General features: G+C 72.2%; 16 protein-coding genes. 9 read left to right on the top strand and 7 right to left on the bottom strand.

Annotated features, from left to right (window positions below; genetic code table 11):
• Window positions 1-5 precede the first annotated feature (5 nt).
• Together AB0I06_RS04930 and AB0I06_RS04925 are read left to right on the top strand one after the other, a co-directional pair.
• Complete coding sequence (locus tag AB0I06_RS04930; protein WP_363117316.1) at window positions 6-1,316, top strand: ABC transporter ATP-binding protein; 1,311 nt, start codon at window positions 6-8, stop codon at window positions 1,314-1,316.
• Window positions 1,313-2,194 carry an ABC transporter permease gene (locus AB0I06_RS04925; protein WP_363117314.1) on the top strand — a complete coding sequence of 294 codons (882 nt, stop codon included), beginning with the start codon at window positions 1,313-1,315 and terminating at the stop codon, window positions 2,192-2,194. The genes AB0I06_RS04930 and AB0I06_RS04925 overlap by 4 nt, the downstream gene beginning before the upstream one ends.
• A 6-nt stretch (window positions 2,195-2,200) precedes the next feature.
• On the opposite strand, the gene AB0I06_RS04920 is transcribed toward AB0I06_RS04925, so the two are convergent.
• Window positions 2,201-2,533 carry an ATP/GTP-binding protein gene (locus tag AB0I06_RS04920; RefSeq protein WP_363117313.1) on the bottom strand — a complete coding sequence of 111 codons (333 nt, stop codon included), beginning with the start codon at window positions 2,531-2,533 and terminating at the stop codon, window positions 2,201-2,203.
• 265 nt (window positions 2,534-2,798) lie between these two features.
• Between AB0I06_RS04920 and AB0I06_RS04915 the strand changes: the two genes are divergently transcribed.
• Window positions 2,799-3,827: an LLM class flavin-dependent oxidoreductase gene (locus AB0I06_RS04915; protein WP_363117312.1), complete on the top strand. Its 1,029-nt coding sequence runs from the start codon at window positions 2,799-2,801 to the stop codon at window positions 3,825-3,827.
• Between the two features lie 84 nt (window positions 3,828-3,911).
• Here AB0I06_RS04915 and AB0I06_RS04910 read toward each other — a convergent pair whose 3' ends face one another.
• Window positions 3,912-4,304 (bottom strand): SCO5389 family protein, encoded by a 393-nt coding sequence (locus AB0I06_RS04910; RefSeq protein WP_030246492.1) that lies wholly within the window; start codon window positions 4,302-4,304, stop codon window positions 3,912-3,914.
• 252 nt (window positions 4,305-4,556) lie between these two features.
• On the opposite strand from AB0I06_RS04910, the gene nucS reads away from it, so the two are divergent.
• Window positions 4,557-5,228 carry an endonuclease NucS gene (nucS, locus tag AB0I06_RS04905; protein WP_363117311.1) on the top strand — a complete coding sequence of 224 codons (672 nt, stop codon included), beginning with the start codon at window positions 4,557-4,559 and terminating at the stop codon, window positions 5,226-5,228.
• Between the two features lie 68 nt (window positions 5,229-5,296).
• Here the strand turns inward: nucS and AB0I06_RS04900 are convergent, their stop codons facing one another.
• The 4 genes from AB0I06_RS04900 to AB0I06_RS04885 all read right to left on the bottom strand — a co-directional run bounded on the left by AB0I06_RS04900 (window position 5,297) and on the right by AB0I06_RS04885 (window position 10,158).
• On the bottom strand, window positions 5,297-7,801 hold the full coding sequence (locus AB0I06_RS04900; protein WP_363117310.1) for an ATP-binding protein: 2,505 nt from the start codon (window positions 7,799-7,801) through the stop codon (window positions 5,297-5,299).
• A 267-nt stretch (window positions 7,802-8,068) separates the two neighbouring features.
• Window positions 8,069-8,392, bottom strand: coding sequence for an STAS domain-containing protein (locus tag AB0I06_RS04895; RefSeq protein ID WP_363117309.1), 324 nt, complete (start codon window positions 8,390-8,392; stop codon window positions 8,069-8,071).
• 150 nt (window positions 8,393-8,542) lie between these two features.
• Window positions 8,543-9,391 (bottom strand): 3-hydroxyacyl-CoA dehydrogenase family protein, encoded by an 849-nt coding sequence (locus tag AB0I06_RS04890; protein WP_363117308.1) that lies wholly within the window; start codon window positions 9,389-9,391, stop codon window positions 8,543-8,545.
• A gap of 125 nt (window positions 9,392-9,516) precedes the next feature.
• Window positions 9,517-10,158, bottom strand: coding sequence for a TetR/AcrR family transcriptional regulator (locus AB0I06_RS04885; protein WP_363117307.1), 642 nt, complete (start codon window positions 10,156-10,158; stop codon window positions 9,517-9,519).
• A gap of 79 nt (window positions 10,159-10,237) precedes the next feature.
• Here AB0I06_RS04885 and AB0I06_RS04880 point away from each other — a divergent pair, with 79 nt between their 5' ends.
• Genes AB0I06_RS04880 through AB0I06_RS04870 form a run of 3 tightly spaced genes read left to right on the top strand, consistent with a single transcriptional unit; the run spans window position 10,238 to window position 12,366 of the window.
• Window positions 10,238-11,020 carry an ATP-binding cassette domain-containing protein gene (locus AB0I06_RS04880; protein ID WP_363117306.1) on the top strand — a complete coding sequence of 261 codons (783 nt, stop codon included), beginning with the start codon at window positions 10,238-10,240 and terminating at the stop codon, window positions 11,018-11,020.
• Between the two features lie 10 nt (window positions 11,021-11,030).
• The gene (locus AB0I06_RS04875) at window positions 11,031-11,780 is read left to right on the top strand and encodes an ABC transporter permease (RefSeq protein WP_363117305.1); all 750 of its coding nucleotides are present in this window, start codon (window positions 11,031-11,033) and stop codon (window positions 11,778-11,780) included.
• 13 nt (window positions 11,781-11,793) lie between these two features.
• Window positions 11,794-12,366: a cob(I)yrinic acid a,c-diamide adenosyltransferase gene (locus AB0I06_RS04870; protein WP_363117304.1), complete on the top strand. Its 573-nt coding sequence runs from the start codon at window positions 11,794-11,796 to the stop codon at window positions 12,364-12,366.
• Between the two features lie 90 nt (window positions 12,367-12,456).
• Here AB0I06_RS04870 and AB0I06_RS04865 read toward each other — a convergent pair whose 3' ends face one another.
• Complete coding sequence (locus AB0I06_RS04865; protein ID WP_363117303.1) at window positions 12,457-13,032, bottom strand: hypothetical protein; 576 nt, start codon at window positions 13,030-13,032, stop codon at window positions 12,457-12,459.
• Between the two features lie 152 nt (window positions 13,033-13,184).
• On the opposite strand from AB0I06_RS04865, the gene AB0I06_RS04860 reads away from it, so the two are divergent.
• Together AB0I06_RS04860 and AB0I06_RS04855 are read left to right on the top strand one after the other, a co-directional pair.
• Window positions 13,185-14,378 (top strand): histidine kinase, encoded by a 1,194-nt coding sequence (locus tag AB0I06_RS04860; RefSeq protein WP_363117302.1) that lies wholly within the window; start codon window positions 13,185-13,187, stop codon window positions 14,376-14,378.
• Entirely contained in the window at window positions 14,375-15,016 is a 642-nt protein-coding gene (locus AB0I06_RS04855; RefSeq protein ID WP_363117301.1) for a response regulator transcription factor, read from the top strand. Before AB0I06_RS04860 ends, AB0I06_RS04855 begins: the two co-directional genes overlap by 4 nt.
• Window positions 15,017-15,035: the final 19 nt, after the last annotated feature.

Raw genomic sequence — 15,035 nt, 5'->3', positions numbered from 1 at the left:
GGAGCATGATCGAAGCAGTCGGCCTGACGAAGCGCTACGGCGACAAGACCGCTGTGTACAACCTTTCCTTCCAGGTGCGGCCGGGGGCCGTCACCGGCTTCCTCGGGCCGAACGGCTCGGGCAAGTCGACGACGATGCGGATGATCCTCGGGCTGGACAACCCGACGGCCGGGCATGTGACGATCGGCGGCTATCCGTACCGCAGGCTGCCCAACGCCGCCCGTCAGGTCGGCGCGCTGCTGGACGCCAAGGCGGTGCACGGCGGCCGGTCCGCCCGCAACCACCTGCTGTCCCTGGCCCAGCTGTCCGGCATCCCGGCCCGGCGGGTGGACGAGGTGCTCGGCGTCGTCGGTCTCCAGGACGTGGCCAAGAAGCGGTCCAAGGGCTTCTCCCTCGGCATGGGGCAGCGGCTCGGCATCGCCGCCGCGCTGCTCGGCGACCCGCAGGTGCTGCTGTTCGACGAGCCGGTCAACGGCCTCGACCCCGAGGGCATCCTCTGGGTGCGCAACCTGATGAAGGCGCTGGCGGCGGAGGGCCGTACGGTCTTCGTCTCCTCCCACCTGATGAGCGAGATGGCGCTCACCGCCGACCACCTCATCGTCATCGGGCGCGGCCAGCTGCTCGCCGACATGAGCGTGACCGCCTTCATCTCGGCGAACTCCGCGGACTTCGCGCGCGTGCGCACCCCCGACAGCGAACCGCAGCAGCGCGAGAAGCTGTCGGCGGCGCTGACCGAGTCGGGCGGGCACGTGCTGCCCGAGCAGGACGGCGCTCTGCGGGTGACCGGGCTGCCGCTCCCCCGCATCAGCGACATCGCGCACGAGCACGACGTACGCCTGTGGGAGCTGTCGCCGCACCAGGCCTCCCTGGAGGAGGCGTACATGCGGATGACGCAGGGCGCCGTCGACTACCGCTCGACGATCGACCAGAAGGAAGGGCTCCAGCAGCCGCTGCCGCCCGGCGCGCAGCCCCCGATGCCGGTGCCCGGACAGGGTCAGCCGGGCTGGTACGCCCCGCCGCCGCCCCAACAGGGCGGCGGGCCGTTCCCGGCCCCGCCGCAGGGCGCCCCGGGTCAGGCCGCGCCGGGCCCGTACGGCCCCGTCCCGGGCGCCTCCGGCCCGGGCGCCAACCCTTACGCCCAGTCCGCGCCCCAGACGCCTCCGGCGCCCCAGGGCGCCCCGCAGCCGGCCCCGCAGGACCAGGCGGCGGCCGCGCCCGCGCCGCAGCCCGCCGCCGCGCCCGCCCAGCCCGCCGCCGCGCCGTCCGCGCCCGCCGCCCCGACCTCCGACCTGACCAAGCCCGAGGACGCCCGATGAGCAGCCCCCAGTCCCAGATGCCGCAGGCCGCGCCCGCCTGGCAGGCGGCTCCCGGTGCCGCCCCCCACCCCGGCGGTCACGGCTACACCTCGCCGATCCCGGTCGTGCGCACGCACCTCGGCCATGCCCTCGCGTCCGAGTGGACGAAGATCAGGTCGGTGCGCTCCACCATCTGGACGCTCGGTGTGTTCGTCCTGCTCGTCATCGGCATCGGCACGCTGACCGGCGTGGTGGTGGCCAACTCCGACCCGGCCCTGGACGGAGAGAGCCCGCTCGGCCTGGGCTTCTTCGGGCTGCTGCTGGGCAGCATGTGCATCATCACGCTGGGCGTGCTGACCACGGCCTCGGAGTACGGCACCGGCATGATCCGCACCACGATGGTCGCGTGCCCGAGCCGGGGCAGGGTACTGGCGGCGAAGGCTGTGGTGTTCTTCCTGACCGCGTTCGTCGTGACGCTGGTGTCCGCGTCCCTCGTGGCGTTCCTGCACGTGGCGATGCTGGAGGGCGACGGCGCCAAGTCCCCCTCCGGCGGTGAGTGGCTCAAGGGCACGGTGGGCATCTCGCTCTACATCGCGCTGCTCGGCCTGCTCTCGCTCGTCGTCGGCTCGATCATCCGGCATTCGGCGGGCGCCATCACCATCATGATCGGCGCCGTGCTGGCCCCGCTGGTGATCGCGCTGTTCATGTTCTCCGAGTCTCTCCAGGACGTGCGCGACGCCCTGTTCGAGTACTCGATCCCGAACCAGCTCAGCGTCTTCTACTCCAACTCCCTGAGCGATTCCGGCCCGTCCGGCTGGGACCCGCTGTGGATCATCCTGGGCGTCACGGCCGTGGCGTTCGGGGGTGCCTTCGTGCTGCTGGAGAAGCGGGACGTCTGAGTCCGCTCAGAACCTCGGCGCGTTACGGGACCGCTGCACCCCCGGGGTGCGGCGGTCCCGCGCGTTCCAGCAGGCCTTGTGCCAGTGCCGCCGTTCGTCGACCCCCGTGTGCTCCGACCAGGCCACCACGTGCGGCACCCCGTCCGGGATCAGCTGGTCGCAGCCGGGGCAGCGGTACGACTTGCCCTGGGCGCTCGCGCCGGCCACGTGCCGCACGCTCCAGCTCTCGCCCTGCCAGCTCTCGGAGGACTGCCAGCCGCCGTAGCGGCCGGAACGGTCGTCCTCGGCGCTCCGGCCGGACGAAGCGGCGCCCTTGGGTCGGTTGCGACGCGGGGACACGGGACACCTCTCGGAGCTATACAGGAAGCACGGGCCTCGCCCAGCCTACGCGGAGCGTGCGGGGGTAGGCGTACGCCACCAAAGGCCACAAGTCCCCCGCCGCCGTGGCGGGCCCGCCGCGGATGCCCTCCCCCGGGCTCCCGGTGGAACGCCCCATTCTGCAGACAATCCGCAAAGTACTCCGCCCGGCCGTGTCCTCGGCACGTGTCAGGCGGTTATGCCCTGTGGGGGAGCTCCGTGTCGGAGCCAAGGAAGCGGGAAAGCAATGCGCGTTGGAAGTTTCGTGTTGGCGGCCCAGTTCCCCGGTCAGGGCGAGGGCGAGGCGCTGCACCGCGCGGTCCGCTCGGCCGAGGTGGCCGAGGAGGCCGGGCTCGACACGGTCTGGCTGGCCGAGCACCACTTCGTGCCGTACGGCACCTGTCCGTCGGCCGTCACCCTGGCCGCCTTCCTGCTGGGCCGCACCCGCCACATCCGGGTCGGCACGGCGGTCAGTGTGCTGCCCACCGTCCACCCGGTGGCCCTCGGCGAACAGGCCGCGCTGCTGCACCACACGAGCGGCGGCCGTTTCACGCTCGGTGTGGGGCGCGGCGGCCCGTGGGTCGACCTGGAGGTGTTCGGCGCGGGCCTGGAGGCGTACGAGAAGGGGTTCCCGGAGTCCTTGGAGCTCCTGGTGCGGTGGCTGCGCGAGTCGTCCGTGGCGGCCGCCGGGGAGCGCTTCCGGTTCCGCGAAGTCCCTGTGGTACCACGGCCGTCGGAGGCCCTGACGGAGAGTCCGGGGCCCGAGCTCGTCGTCGCCTGCACCTCGCCGGCGAGCGTGCGGCTGGCCGCCGAGCGGGGTCTGTCGATGCTGCTCGGGATGCACGTGGGGGACGAGGAGAAGGCCGAGATGGTCACGCTGTGGCGACGGCACGCGCGGGCGTCCGGGCGTTCCGCGGAGGAGATCCACGGCGCGTCCCATGTGTCGGCCGGTGTCTGCCAGATCGCGGACCGGCGGGTCGACGCGGCGGAGACGCTGATGAAGGCGATGCCGGGCTGGCTGCAACAGGGGCTGGAGGCGCATGTCACGGTCGACGGGCGCACACGCCGGATGCGCGACCCGCTGGCGTACACCGAACTGCTCTGCGGGCTGCACCCGGTGGGCACCCCGCGGCTGTGCGCGGACCGGCTGGCGGCGACCAGCGAGCGCACGGGCATTTCCCGCTTCGCGCTGCTCGTCGAGGGCTCGGGGGACCTGGCGGCGACCGAGGAGAACGTGCGGCGGCTGGGCGCCGAGGTGCTCCCCCAACTGGTCTGAGGGCGCGGGAGACTCCTGGGGGCTTGCCGCTCCGGTACAGAACTGCACCTCCCGCGTACGGAGCGGCAAGCAAGCGGCGCCGCGTCAGCAGTCCCGGAACTCAGGGGACTGGTTCAGCACCTGGCTGCGGACCGAGGTGAAACGGCCCAGCTTCTCGTCGACCGAGGAGTCAAGCGGGAACACGGCCACCCGGTGGCAGTTCTGGAAGGCCAGGCGGACACCGAAGTGCCGTTGCAGCGCACCGCGTATCGCGTCACTCGCAAGCGCACGCAGCAGCTGGCCGCGTGCCTGCTCGTCCGGCGGAGGCGTCTGGTTGTCGGCGAACGCACCGCCGTCCACCTTCAGCTGGGCCACCAGGGAGCTGATCATCTCCCACGCATAGGGCAGGGAGGTCCGGACGCAGTCGACGAATTCCGCTTCGTCGACCTCGCCTCGCTCGGCCTGTTCGAGTAGGGCCGGTGAGACGTCGAGCGACATGAGTTCTCCTCTCGCACCCCCAACGAGCAGGGGTTGCCTGACAGATGAGGGAGCTCACGACGCCGGACACGCTGCGTACACACGTCGCGACCTCCCGTTCATACGGTAAGCACCGGACGGTGGCCGCACCAGGAAAATGCGCAGATGAGACACTCTCGCTGAGCACACCATGCACACAATCGGCCATTACCGAACACGTGTTTTCCAGGGCGAATCGCGTCGACAGGTGCCCGTCGAGTAGCGTTGCCGACCATGCGTCTCGTCATTGCCCGCTGCTCCGTGGACTACGCCGGGCGGCTCACCGCCCACCTTCCCTCGGCCCCGCGCCTGATCCTGGTGAAGGCGGACGGCAGCGTCTCGATCCACGCCGACGACCGGGCCTACAAGCCCCTGAACTGGATGTCGCCGCCCTGCACCTTGAAGGAGGGCTCCGGCGAGGAGGAGGGCGTCTGGACCGTCGTCAACAAGGCGGGCGAGAAGCTCATCATCACGATGGAGGAAGTCCTCCACGACTCCTCGCACGAACTGGGCGTCGATCCCGGCCTGATCAAGGACGGCGTGGAAGCGCACCTCCAGGAGCTGCTCGCCGACCGCATCGAGACACTCGGCGAGGGCTACACGCTGATCCGCCGCGAGTACCCGACGGCCATCGGGCCGGTCGACATCCTGTGCCGGGACGCCGACGGCAGGACCGTCGCCGTGGAGATCAAGCGGCGCGGGGAGATCGACGGCGTGGAGCAGCTCACGCGCTATCTGGAGCTGCTGAACCGCGATCCCCATCTCGCCCCGGTGCGCGGTGTCTTCGCGGCCCAGGAGATCAAGCCCCAGGCCCGTGTCCTCGCGACCGACCGCGGCATCGGCTGCCAGGTCCTCGACTACGACGCGCTGCGGGGCATCGAGGACGACAAGCTGCGGCTGTTCTGACAGCCCGTACGACGACGAACAGGGCCGGGTCCGTATCGCGGACCCGGCCCTGTTGTCGTCGGCGGGTGTCAGATCACCGTCTGTGAGCCGCTCGGCGTGCCCGGGGCGCTCTGCGGCGCGCTCGCCGTGCTGTTCGTGGGAGCGCCGGGCGCCGGGCCACTGGCCGAGTCGGAGGTCGACGGGCTGGTGGTCGGCGGCTCCGAGGTGGGCGGCTGCGAGGTGGGCGGCTGGGAGGTCGGCGGCTCGGACGTCGGAGGCTTGGACGTCGGCGGCTTCGACGTCGCGGGGGGCTTGGACGTCGCGGGCGGCTTCGACGTGGACGGCGGCTTGGAGGACGACGGCGGCTTCGACGGCGACGCGGAACCGCTCGGGTCCTGCGAACCGCTCGGGGTGTCCGTCGGCGTCGGGTCGTCCGAGGTGCCGAGGGTGCCGTCCGGCCCCGGATCCGTCGGGCGTGCGGCCGCCGCGCCCGTGTCCTCGGCGTCGTCGCCGGCCGGACGGTCGGCTCCCAGGCTGCCGTCGCCGACGTCCTGGCTCGCGGACGGGTTGACGCCGACCTGGTCGGCCGGCGGGTTCTGCTGGTTGTCGGAGGTGGCGCCGAGCGTCACCACCGTGCCCAGGACGGCGACCAGCAGGGCACCGGCTCCGGCGGCCACGAGGTTGCGCCGGGCCAGGCCTTTGAGTCCGCCGCGAGCCTTGCGCGAGGGGCCGGGCGCGCTGCGGTGGGTGACCAGGGCCGGGGAGGGCGGCGGCTGGAGCGTCGGGAAGGCCGCCGGGACACCGCCGGGCGGGGACGCCGACTCCTCACCCCGGGCGTCGGGCACCTCTTCCGCCGCGGTCGGCCCGAGCCCGATCGGGGTGCCCGAGCGGTCGGCGACCAGGGCGAGGGCACGACGGCCGGCGACGGTGCCCCGCTTGTCGGAGAGGGCGCCGCGCAGGCCGATGGAGGCCTCCAGTTCGGCGCGGGCCCGGTCGAGCTGTCCCCCGCACAGGGCCAGGACACCGAGCTCGTGGTGGAAGTAGGCCTCCTCGGCGACGTCCCCGGCGAGCCGGGCGGCCTCGGCGCCGGCCCGCAGGACCCGCTCCCAGGCGCTCCAGCGCAGTCCGGCGGCGAGCGCGGGAGCGGCGGTGCGGGCCAGGTGCACGGCCGCGCTCTCCTCGCCCTCGGCGGGCGGACGCGTGGCCGGGCCGAGGACCGCGAGCGCGGCGAGGATCGCGTCGGCCTCGGCGCAGACGCGCTCCGGGGTGACCGAGGGGTGCCCGGCCCACCAGGAGTAGTGCTGGGCGGCGCTGCGGGCGCCGGCCTCGGCCTCGTCGGCGTATCCGGCGGCCTCCAGCTGGGCGGGCACGCCGGCCGCGAGGCGGTAGCGGGAGCCGACCGGGGAGACCAGACCGCAGGAGACCAGTTCGCCGAGCGCGGCGTCCGCGTGGGTGTCGCCGACCAGGGCGGGCAGGTGCGCCTGGTGCGGGACCTCGCCGCCGAGGGCGACGGCGAACCGCAGGGTGGCGCGGGCGGAGGCGCTCAGCCGGGAGGCGAGCAGCGGCGCGGGCGCGGCGGCCTCGCCGAGCGCGGGCAGCGGCACGTCGTCGCCGAGGTCGTAGGCCTCGGCGGTGCCGGCCGGGGGCGCGTCCTCGAAGACGCCGAACTCGTCGACGGCACCGGTGCCGGCGCGCAGCCGGTCGCGCTGCCGCAGCAGGGCTCCGGCCTGGACGAAGCGCAGCGGCAGGCCCTCGGACTCGAACCAGAGGTCGCCCGCCCAGTTGGACTCGTCCTCGGTGAGGGGCCGGCCCACGGCGTGTTCCAGCAGGTCGAGCCCGGCGGCGCGCTCCAGCCCGCCGAGGAGGACCTCCTCGACACCGGCTCCGGCGGAGGGGGCCGGCACGTCCGGGGTGGCGCCGAGCAGGAAGGCGCACTCGGGGGTCGCCTCCAGCAGCTCGTCGAGCGCGGCTCCGCCGAACTCCAGGTCGTCGACGACGACGACCGCGCCGATGTCCCGGACATGGGTGAGCACGTCGTCCCGGTCCGGGCGGTGCAGCGGGGCGTCGTACACCGCGCGGAACAGGTCGTACAGCAGGTCGTCGGCGGTGCGGCCGTAGCCGTTGAGGCGGACGACGCCGTCGGGGGCGAGGTCGGAGCAGTCCTCGGCGACCAGGTCGAGCAGGCGGGTGCGGCCGGAGCCGGGCGCGCCGGTCAGGCGGGTGGAGCGGCCGCGGGCGAGCAGGCGCACCAGGCGCTCGCGTTCGTCCTGGCGGGCCAGCAGCGGCAGGGCGGGCCGCGCGGGGCCGGCCGGGACGGGCGGGCGGGCCGCGCGGTCGGCCTCGGCGCGCTCGGCCGCGGTGAGCTTCACGGGCCGGGCGGGCCGTTCGGCGGGCGGGCAGACCTCTATCTCGCTGCCGTCGACGGGGTTGACGGTCAGCAGGAAGTCGCCGGAGACGAGCCGCACGGTGCGGGCCAGGGCCGGCGCGTGCTGCGCGAAGTCGGGCGTGAGGGATTCCCTGGGCGGGCGCTGGCGCGGCACCGGGCCGTCGCCGTCGTGGCCGTACTCCTCGGGTCCCCGGTTGTCAGGATCCATAGGTCAAGCCCCCCAAAAGCGTGTGTGTGCTCGGAAAAGCCCCTCCCGGCCTTGCTGCACACCGCGCTGTCGCTTCTGGTCCGGTCCCGCTCGAAGGGTGTCATGGCAGCGGGCAGCCGAACCCTAAACCTTCGCACAGTATCTACGACAGTCCGGGGTACCGCGCCGTCCGTAACGTCACGGTCTCGTGAGGATTGTGCGCGTCGCACGATGCGACGACGTGCGTCCGGGTCTCCGCGGTCGCCCGCCTCACACCCGTACGCGATGTCACACCCGGGGAAGCGACTCCACCCCGATGCCCCCTTCGATCGCCAGGATCCGGTGCAGGCGGGTGGCCACCAGCAGGCGCTGCATCTGCGGGGGTACACCGCGCAGCACCAGGCGCCGGCCGCAGCGGCCGGCCCGGCGGTGGGCTCCCATGATCACGCCCAGTCCGGTGGCGTCCCAGGAGTCCAGTTCGGACAGGTCCAGCACCAGGTCGCCCACTCCGTCGTCGACGGCCGCGTGCAGGACCGTACGGGCGTCCGCCGCGCTGCGGACGTCGAGGCGGCCCCCGACGACCAGCTCGGCGTGGTCGCCCCTGATGTGCATATGCGCTCCCCGTGCGTGCGAATCGTGCTCCGCGTTCTGGATGTGGGTGATGCAACCTCTGACTGTGTGGAGCAGTCAGAGGTTGCTTCTTGTAAGCGAACCGATACCGAATTCACCCTGGCGTGTGATGGGCCCGGGGCATGTGCGGTTTCAGTGCTTGTAGAAGCCCTGCCCGCTCTTGCGTCCGATGTCACCGGCGTCAACCATCCGGCGCATCGACTCGGGAGCCGCGAACTTCTCGTCCTGGGACTCGGTGTAGATGTTGTTGGTGGCGTGCAGCAGGATGTCGACGCCCGTCAGGTCCGCCGTCGCCAGCGGGCCCATGGCGTGGCCGAAGCCCAGCTTGCAGGCCAGGTCGATGTCCTCGGCGCTGGCCACGCCCGACTCCTGGAGCTTGGCCGCCTCGACGACCAGGGCGCAGATGAGACGGGTCGTCACGAAGCCGGCGACGTCGCGGTTGACGACGATGCAGGTCTTGCCGACCGACTCGGCGAACTCGCGGGCGGTGGCGAGCGTCTCGTCGCTGGTCTTGTAGCCGCGGACCAGTTCGCACAGCTGCATCATCGGCACCGGCGAGAAGAAGTGCGTGCCGACGACCCGCTCCGGGCGCTCCGTGGCCGCCGCGATCTTGGTGATCGGAATGGCGGAGGTGTTCGAGGCGAGGATCGCCTCGTCCTTCACGATCTTGTCGAGAGCGCGGAAGATCTCGTGCTTGACCTCGAGCTTCTCGAAGACCGCCTCGACGACGACGTCCGCGTCGGCCGCCGCGTCCAGGTCGGTGGTCGCGGTGATGCGGGCCAGGGCGGCGTCGGCGTCGTGCGCCTCCAGCTTGCCCTTGGCGACGAACTTGTCGTACGACGCCTTGATGCCGTCGGTGCCCCGCGTCAGCGCCTCGTCGGTGACGTCGCGCAGGACCACCTCCCAGCCCGCCTGTGCGGAGACCTGGGCGATGCCGGATCCCATGAGGCCGGCTCCGATGACGGCGAGCTTCCGTGCCACTGTGCGACTCCCCTGACGCTCTTTGTGTCTGCCTCTCGGGCCGGACACTAGCGCTCGTGAGGGGCTGTGTGACCAGTAAGTAATGCGCGTCACGTCTCACATGACGGACATCACACCGGCCCGGGTCATACGGCGCCCCGTACGGCGTAGTTGAGCACCTTCTCGCTCAACAGCTCCTCGATGTCGTCGAGAAGGACGAGCATCTCCCGTGACACTTCGTCCGGGTTGCGCCCCTTGACCATCTCGCGGCCGATCCGCACGAAAAGAGTGCCATGGATCCAGCAGATCTGACCCGCGATCAGCGCGGGCAGCGGGTCGCCGGGCGGGGCGCCCGTCTCCGCGTGGAGGGTCGCCTCCAGGTTGCTCTGCAGCTCCTGCTGCATGCTCCACAGGCGGGAGCGCAGCGGGGGCGCCTCCTCGATGCAGCGCATGAAGCGGTCGTAGCCCTCGATGAGGCCCATGCGGGGCGAGACGGCCTCCACCTCGGCGCGCAGCTCGCGCAGCACCGCCCGGGTGGCCGACTCCCCGGCGTCCCGGCCGCGCACCCAGCGCGAGAGCCGGTCGACGACGCCCTGGGAGCGGTCGAAGAAGAGGTCCTCCTTGGCCGGGAAGTAGTTGTAGACGGTGTTCACGGAGACGTCGGCCGCCTCCGCCACGTCCGCGATCGTCACCGTCACGAACCCGCGCTCCAGGAAGAGCCCGGTGGCGATGTCCGAGATGCGCTGCCTGGTCTCGCGCTTCTTCCGTTCCCTGAGCCCCTCAGCCATGTCCGAATCCTAGCTTCCTTGGACCCTATGAAAACTTGGGGTCATTGCAAAGTTTAAGAGACTCTGTTTTTCTGGGGCCATGACCATCATCAGTACGGCCGGACTGGCCCGTACCTTCGTGACCAGGAGCGGCCCCGTGGAGGCCGTGCGCTGCGTCGACCTGACCGTGCACGAGGGCGAGATCCTCGGCTTCCTCGGCCCGAACGGGGCCGGCAAGACGACGACCCTGCGGATGCTGACGACCCTGCTGGAGCCGACCGGCGGCGCCGCCACCGTCGCGGGCTGCGACCTGGCGACCGATGCGGCCGGGGTCCGCCGGGCCTGCGGATACGTGGCGCAGTCCGGCGGGGTCGACCCGCAGATCAGCGTGCGGGAGGAACTGGTCACCCAGGGCCGTCTGTACCGGCTGACCAGGGCCCAGGCCGTCGAGCGCGCCGGGGAACTGGCCCGCGAGCTGGACCTCACGGGGCTCCTCGACCGCACGTGCGGCGCGCTCTCGGGCGGTCAGCGACGGCGGCTGGACATCGCGATGGCGCTCACCCACCGCCCGAAGGTGCTGTTCCTGGACGAGCCGACGACCGGTCTCGACCCGGGCAGCCGCGCCGACCTGTGGGACCTGGTGCGGCGGCTGCGCGACGAGCACGGCACGACGGTGTTCCTGACCACGCACTACCTCGACGAGGCCGACGCGCTCTCCGACCGGCTGGTCGTCGTGGACCACGGCACGGTCGTCGCCGAGGGCACGCCGAGCGCCCTGAAACTGCGGTACGGCGGCTCCGCCGGCGCCTCACTCCAGGAGACGTTCCTGGCCATCACGGGCCGCAGCGCCACACCCGACGACACTGCCCCCGTGGCCGTATAGGAGGCCCCGCATGCTGCTCCAGGACACCGCCCTCATCTACGGGCGCTACCTTCGCCAGTCCCTGCGCTCCCGCTTCGCCCTGCTCTTCGGCGTACTGATGCCGCTGCTGTACCTGCTGTTCTTCGGCCCCCTGCTCACGGATCTGCCGCTCGGCGGGGAAGGCAGCTCCTGGCAGGTGCTCGTCCCCGGCCTGCTGCTCCAACTCGGCCTGTTCGGGGCGTCTTTCGCCGGCTTCTCGGTCATCATCGAGAAGGGGCACGGGGTGGTCGAGCGCATGCGGGTCACCCCGGTCAGCCGGCTGGCCCTGCTGCTCGGCCGGGTGCTGCGGGACGCCACGGTGTTCGTCTTCCAGGCCGTGCTGCTGGTGCTGGCGGCGGTGGCGATGGGCCTGCGCGCACCGCTCGCCGGGGTGCTGATCGGCTTCGGCTTCGTCGCGCTGCTCACCCTCTCGCTCGCCGCCCTGTCGTACGCGCTGGCGTTGCGGATGGACACCCCGCAGACCTTCGGACCCGCGATCAACGCGCTGACCATGCCGTCCATGCTGCTGTCCGGCCTGATGCTGCCGATGACCCTGGGCCCGGCCTGGCTGGACGTCCTGTCGCACCTCATGCCGTTCCGCTATCTGGTGGACGCGGTGCGGGACGCGTACGTCGGCGACTACGCCTCGTCCTCCATGCTCTACGGCGCGCTGGTGGCCGCCGGTTTCACGGCGCTGTCCGTGACAGTGGGCACACGCGTGTTCCGAACCGCCGGGGCGTAATTAGGCTGGCCGCATGGTCAATCTGACGCGCATCTACACCAGGACCGGCGACCAGGGCAGCACCGCCCTCGGCGACATGAGCCGGGTCGCCAAGACCGACCTGCGGATCTCCGCGTACGCCGACGCCAACGAGGCGAACGCGGTGATCGGCACGGCGATCGCGCTGGGCGGCCTGGACGAGGAGGTCGTCAAGGTCCTCACCCGCGTGCAGAACGACCTGTTCGACGTGGGCGCTGACCTGTCGACGCCGGTGGTGGAGAACCCGGAGTTCCCGCCCCTGCGGGTGGAGCAGTTCTACATCGACAAGCTGGAGGCGGACTGCGACCGCTTCAACGAGCAGCTGGAGAAGCTCCGCTCCTTCATCCTCCCCGGCGGCACCCCCGGCGCGGCCCTGCTGCACCAGGCCTGCACGGTGGTACGCCGGGCCGAGCGCTCGACCTGGGCGGCCCTGGAGGTGCACGCCGAGGTGATGAACCCCCTGACGGCGACCTACCTCAACCGCCTGTCCGACCTGCTGTTCATCCTCGCCAGAACGGCGAACAAGGAGGTCGGGGACGTGCTGTGGGTACCGGGCGGGGAGCGCTGAAGCGCCTGCGAGGGGCGCCGAGTCGAACCCGCGGCTGCGCCGCGTGGGCGCGATACGAGCCACGACGAGCCGGGACTGGGCAGCGGCCCGTCACCGCACCCTCTCCTGCTCGATCTGCTTCTCGGGCACCCCGGCGGGAGCCTTCCGCGGCCAGATCAGATAGCTCAGCGCGATCAGGCCGTGGATCCCCGCCGCACGCCAGGCCACATAGCGCCAGCTCTCCAGGGAGGTGACGCGGCTCGGGTCGTCGACATACCAGATGGCCAGCTGGAGCAGCCCGGTCGCCACGGCGGCAGCCGCCAGCGTGCCCAGCCACACCGTGCCCTCATGGCGCGCCCGGGCCATGCCGTAGCGGGGCGGTCCGATCGGCTTCGGGGCGCCGCCCAGGCGGTGGGCGGCGTGGCCGTCGAGCCACTTCACGGTGCGGTGGCCGTGTCCGACGGTGTAGCCGATGTACAGCGCGGCCAGCCCGTGCGTCCAGTTCGGCTCGGCACCGTTCTTCAGGTCCAGCGCGGTGGCCACCAGCAGGACGACTTCCAGCAGCGGCTCGCACAACAGCAGCGCCAGTCCCGTACGCGGCATGCGCAGCAGGTAGCGGAAGGCCAGCCCGGCCGCCAGCAGCACCCAGAAGCCGATCTCACAGGCGGCGATCAAGGCGACGATCACGGTTCGCTCCTCTCGGTCACCCTTCCAGGCTCCCGGCCGGTACGGCCCGCATCGTCGTCGCGACTGACGAAAGCGCGGTACATCGAAAGATGCAGCCGGGGACCCTACGCGGGGATCACGCGCCGGGCGCGGCGGCCGTGTTGGATGGTGCCATGGCCGTACCGCTCCCCCGCCCGCACCGCTTCGACGTCCACATCGCGACGGGGAGCCTGCTCGGCGGACTGCTGCTGTGGGGCCTCGGCCTGGCCACCCGCCCGCACACCGAGCCGTACGTGCTGCTGCCGGGACGCTGGCCGGTGCTGCTGCCGCTCCTCGTCATGGCGGGCTGTGAGCTGCTGCGGCGGACGGCCCCGCGCATCGCCCTGCTGATCGGCACGGCCGCGATCGTCCTGGACGTCCTCACCCAGGGGAACCTGGTGACGGTCCTGATGTACACCGACCTCATGTACGCGGCCGTCCTGTACGGCCCGCCCGCCTCGGCCCACCGCATCCCGCGGATCACCGGGCTGCTCTCGGTGGCCGGGAGCGTGGTGCCGTTCGCGGTCTGGCGGGAGCCCGAGGCGCTGCTGATCGGTGTGGTCACCGGCGTCGTGGCCTTCGCGCCCGCCGCCACCGGGCTGATCGTCCGCAACCACCGCGACGCCGCCGAGGCGGCCCGGCTGCGTGCGGAGCAGACCGCGCTGCTCGCCGAGATGGACCGCGCGCAGGCCGTCACCGCCGAACGCGCCCGGATGGCCCGCGAACTGCACGACGTGGTCGCCAACCACCTCTCCGCGATCGCCATCCACTCCACCGCCGCCCTCTCCCTGGACGACCCGAAGACCTCTCAGGAGGCGCTGGTGGTCATCAGGGAGAACAGTGTGGAGGGGCTCGCGGAGATGCGGCGGCTGATCGGCATCCTGCGTGACTCCAGCGGCGACGTGGAACCGGCCGCCGCCCCGACGCTCGACGGTCTCGGCTCGCTGGTGGAGGGCGCCCGCGCCAACGGCCTCGACGTCACCCTGGACGCCGGCCAGGGCGAGGTGCCCGTGCCCGTCGAACTCGCCGCCTACCGGATCGTGCAGGAGTCGCTGACCAACGCCCTCAAGCACGCCGCCCCGGGGCCGGTCGACGTCGCCCTCTCCCGGCGGGACGGCTCGCTCACCGTCAGTGTGATCAGCCCCTACGGTGACCGGGACGCCCCGCGTGCCCCCGGCTCCGGAGCCGGTCTGGTGGGCATGCGGGAGCGTGTCGCCCTGCTGGGCGGCACCTTCGAGGCCGGCCCCGAGGACTGTCCCGACGGGAAGACCTGGGCCGTGCGCGCCACCCTGCCCGTCCACGACCCCGTCGAAGGAGACATCGCATGATCCGCGTCCTGGTCGCCGAGGACCAGTCCGCCGTCCGCGCCGGCCTGGTACTCATCCTGCGCAGCGCGCCCGACATCGAGGTGGTCGCAGAGGCGGCGGACGGCGAACAGGCGGTGGCACTGGCCCGCGAGCTGCGGCCGGACCTGGTGCTGATGGACGTTCAGATGCCGCGCCTGGACGGGGTGTCGGCGACCCGGCAGGTGGTCGCGGAGCGGCTGGCCGACGTGCTCGTGCTGACCACCTTCGACCTGGACGCGTATGTGTTCGGCGCGCTGCGCGCGGGCGCCTCCGGATTCCTGCTGAAGAACACCGAGGCGGCCGATCTGCTGGAGGCGGTGCGGACGGTCGCGCGCGGGGAAGGCCTCATCGCCCCGGCGGTGACCCGGCGGCTCATCGCGGAGTTCGCCGCGAAGCCCGTGCGCGAGCCCGCGGCCGATCCGGCGGTGCTCGACCAGCTGACCCGGCGGGAGCGCGAGGTGCTGTCCTGTCTGGGTCAGGGGCTGTCCAACGCGGGCATCGCCGAGCGGCTCGACATGGCCGAGGCGACCGTGAAGACCCACGTCAGCAGGCTGCTGGGGAAGCTGGGGCTGCGCAGCCGGGTGCAAGCGGCGGTGCTGGCCCAGGAGTTGGGTGTCTGAGCCAACTCCGCGCGGGGTG

Source organism: Streptomyces sp. NPDC050674 (assembly GCF_040654575.1).
In the GTDB taxonomy this organism is placed as follows: domain Bacteria; phylum Actinomycetota; class Actinomycetes; order Streptomycetales; family Streptomycetaceae; genus Streptomyces.
Note: the sequence above shows the minus strand (reverse complement) of the source record. Positions and strands in the feature narration are given on the sequence as shown.

What these genes read in the sequence shown, in the direction of transcription:
- AB0I06_RS04930 (WP_363117316.1), top strand. Translation starts at nt 6, where the DNA reads ATGATCGAAGCAGTCGGCCTGACGAAGCGCTACGGCGACAAGACCGCT.
- AB0I06_RS04925 (WP_363117314.1), top strand. Translation starts at nt 1,313, where the DNA reads ATGAGCAGCCCCCAGTCCCAGATGCCGCAGGCCGCGCCCGCCTGGCAG.
- AB0I06_RS04915 (WP_363117312.1), top strand. Translation starts at nt 2,799, where the DNA reads ATGCGCGTTGGAAGTTTCGTGTTGGCGGCCCAGTTCCCCGGTCAGGGC.
- AB0I06_RS04910 (WP_030246492.1), bottom strand. Translation starts at nt 4,304, where the DNA reads ATGTCGCTCGACGTCTCACCGGCCCTACTCGAACAGGCCGAGCGAGGC.
- nucS (WP_363117311.1), top strand. Translation starts at nt 4,557, where the DNA reads ATGCGTCTCGTCATTGCCCGCTGCTCCGTGGACTACGCCGGGCGGCTC.
- AB0I06_RS04900 (WP_363117310.1), bottom strand. Translation starts at nt 7,801, where the DNA reads ATGGATCCTGACAACCGGGGACCCGAGGAGTACGGCCACGACGGCGAC.
- AB0I06_RS04895 (WP_363117309.1), bottom strand. Translation starts at nt 8,392, where the DNA reads ATGCACATCAGGGGCGACCACGCCGAGCTGGTCGTCGGGGGCCGCCTC.
- AB0I06_RS04885 (WP_363117307.1), bottom strand. Translation starts at nt 10,158, where the DNA reads ATGGCTGAGGGGCTCAGGGAACGGAAGAAGCGCGAGACCAGGCAGCGC.
- AB0I06_RS04880 (WP_363117306.1), top strand. Translation starts at nt 10,238, where the DNA reads ATGACCATCATCAGTACGGCCGGACTGGCCCGTACCTTCGTGACCAGG.
- AB0I06_RS04875 (WP_363117305.1), top strand. Translation starts at nt 11,031, where the DNA reads ATGCTGCTCCAGGACACCGCCCTCATCTACGGGCGCTACCTTCGCCAG.
- AB0I06_RS04870 (WP_363117304.1), top strand. Translation starts at nt 11,794, where the DNA reads ATGGTCAATCTGACGCGCATCTACACCAGGACCGGCGACCAGGGCAGC.
- AB0I06_RS04860 (WP_363117302.1), top strand. Translation starts at nt 13,185, where the DNA reads ATGGCCGTACCGCTCCCCCGCCCGCACCGCTTCGACGTCCACATCGCG.
- AB0I06_RS04855 (WP_363117301.1), top strand. Translation starts at nt 14,375, where the DNA reads ATGATCCGCGTCCTGGTCGCCGAGGACCAGTCCGCCGTCCGCGCCGGC.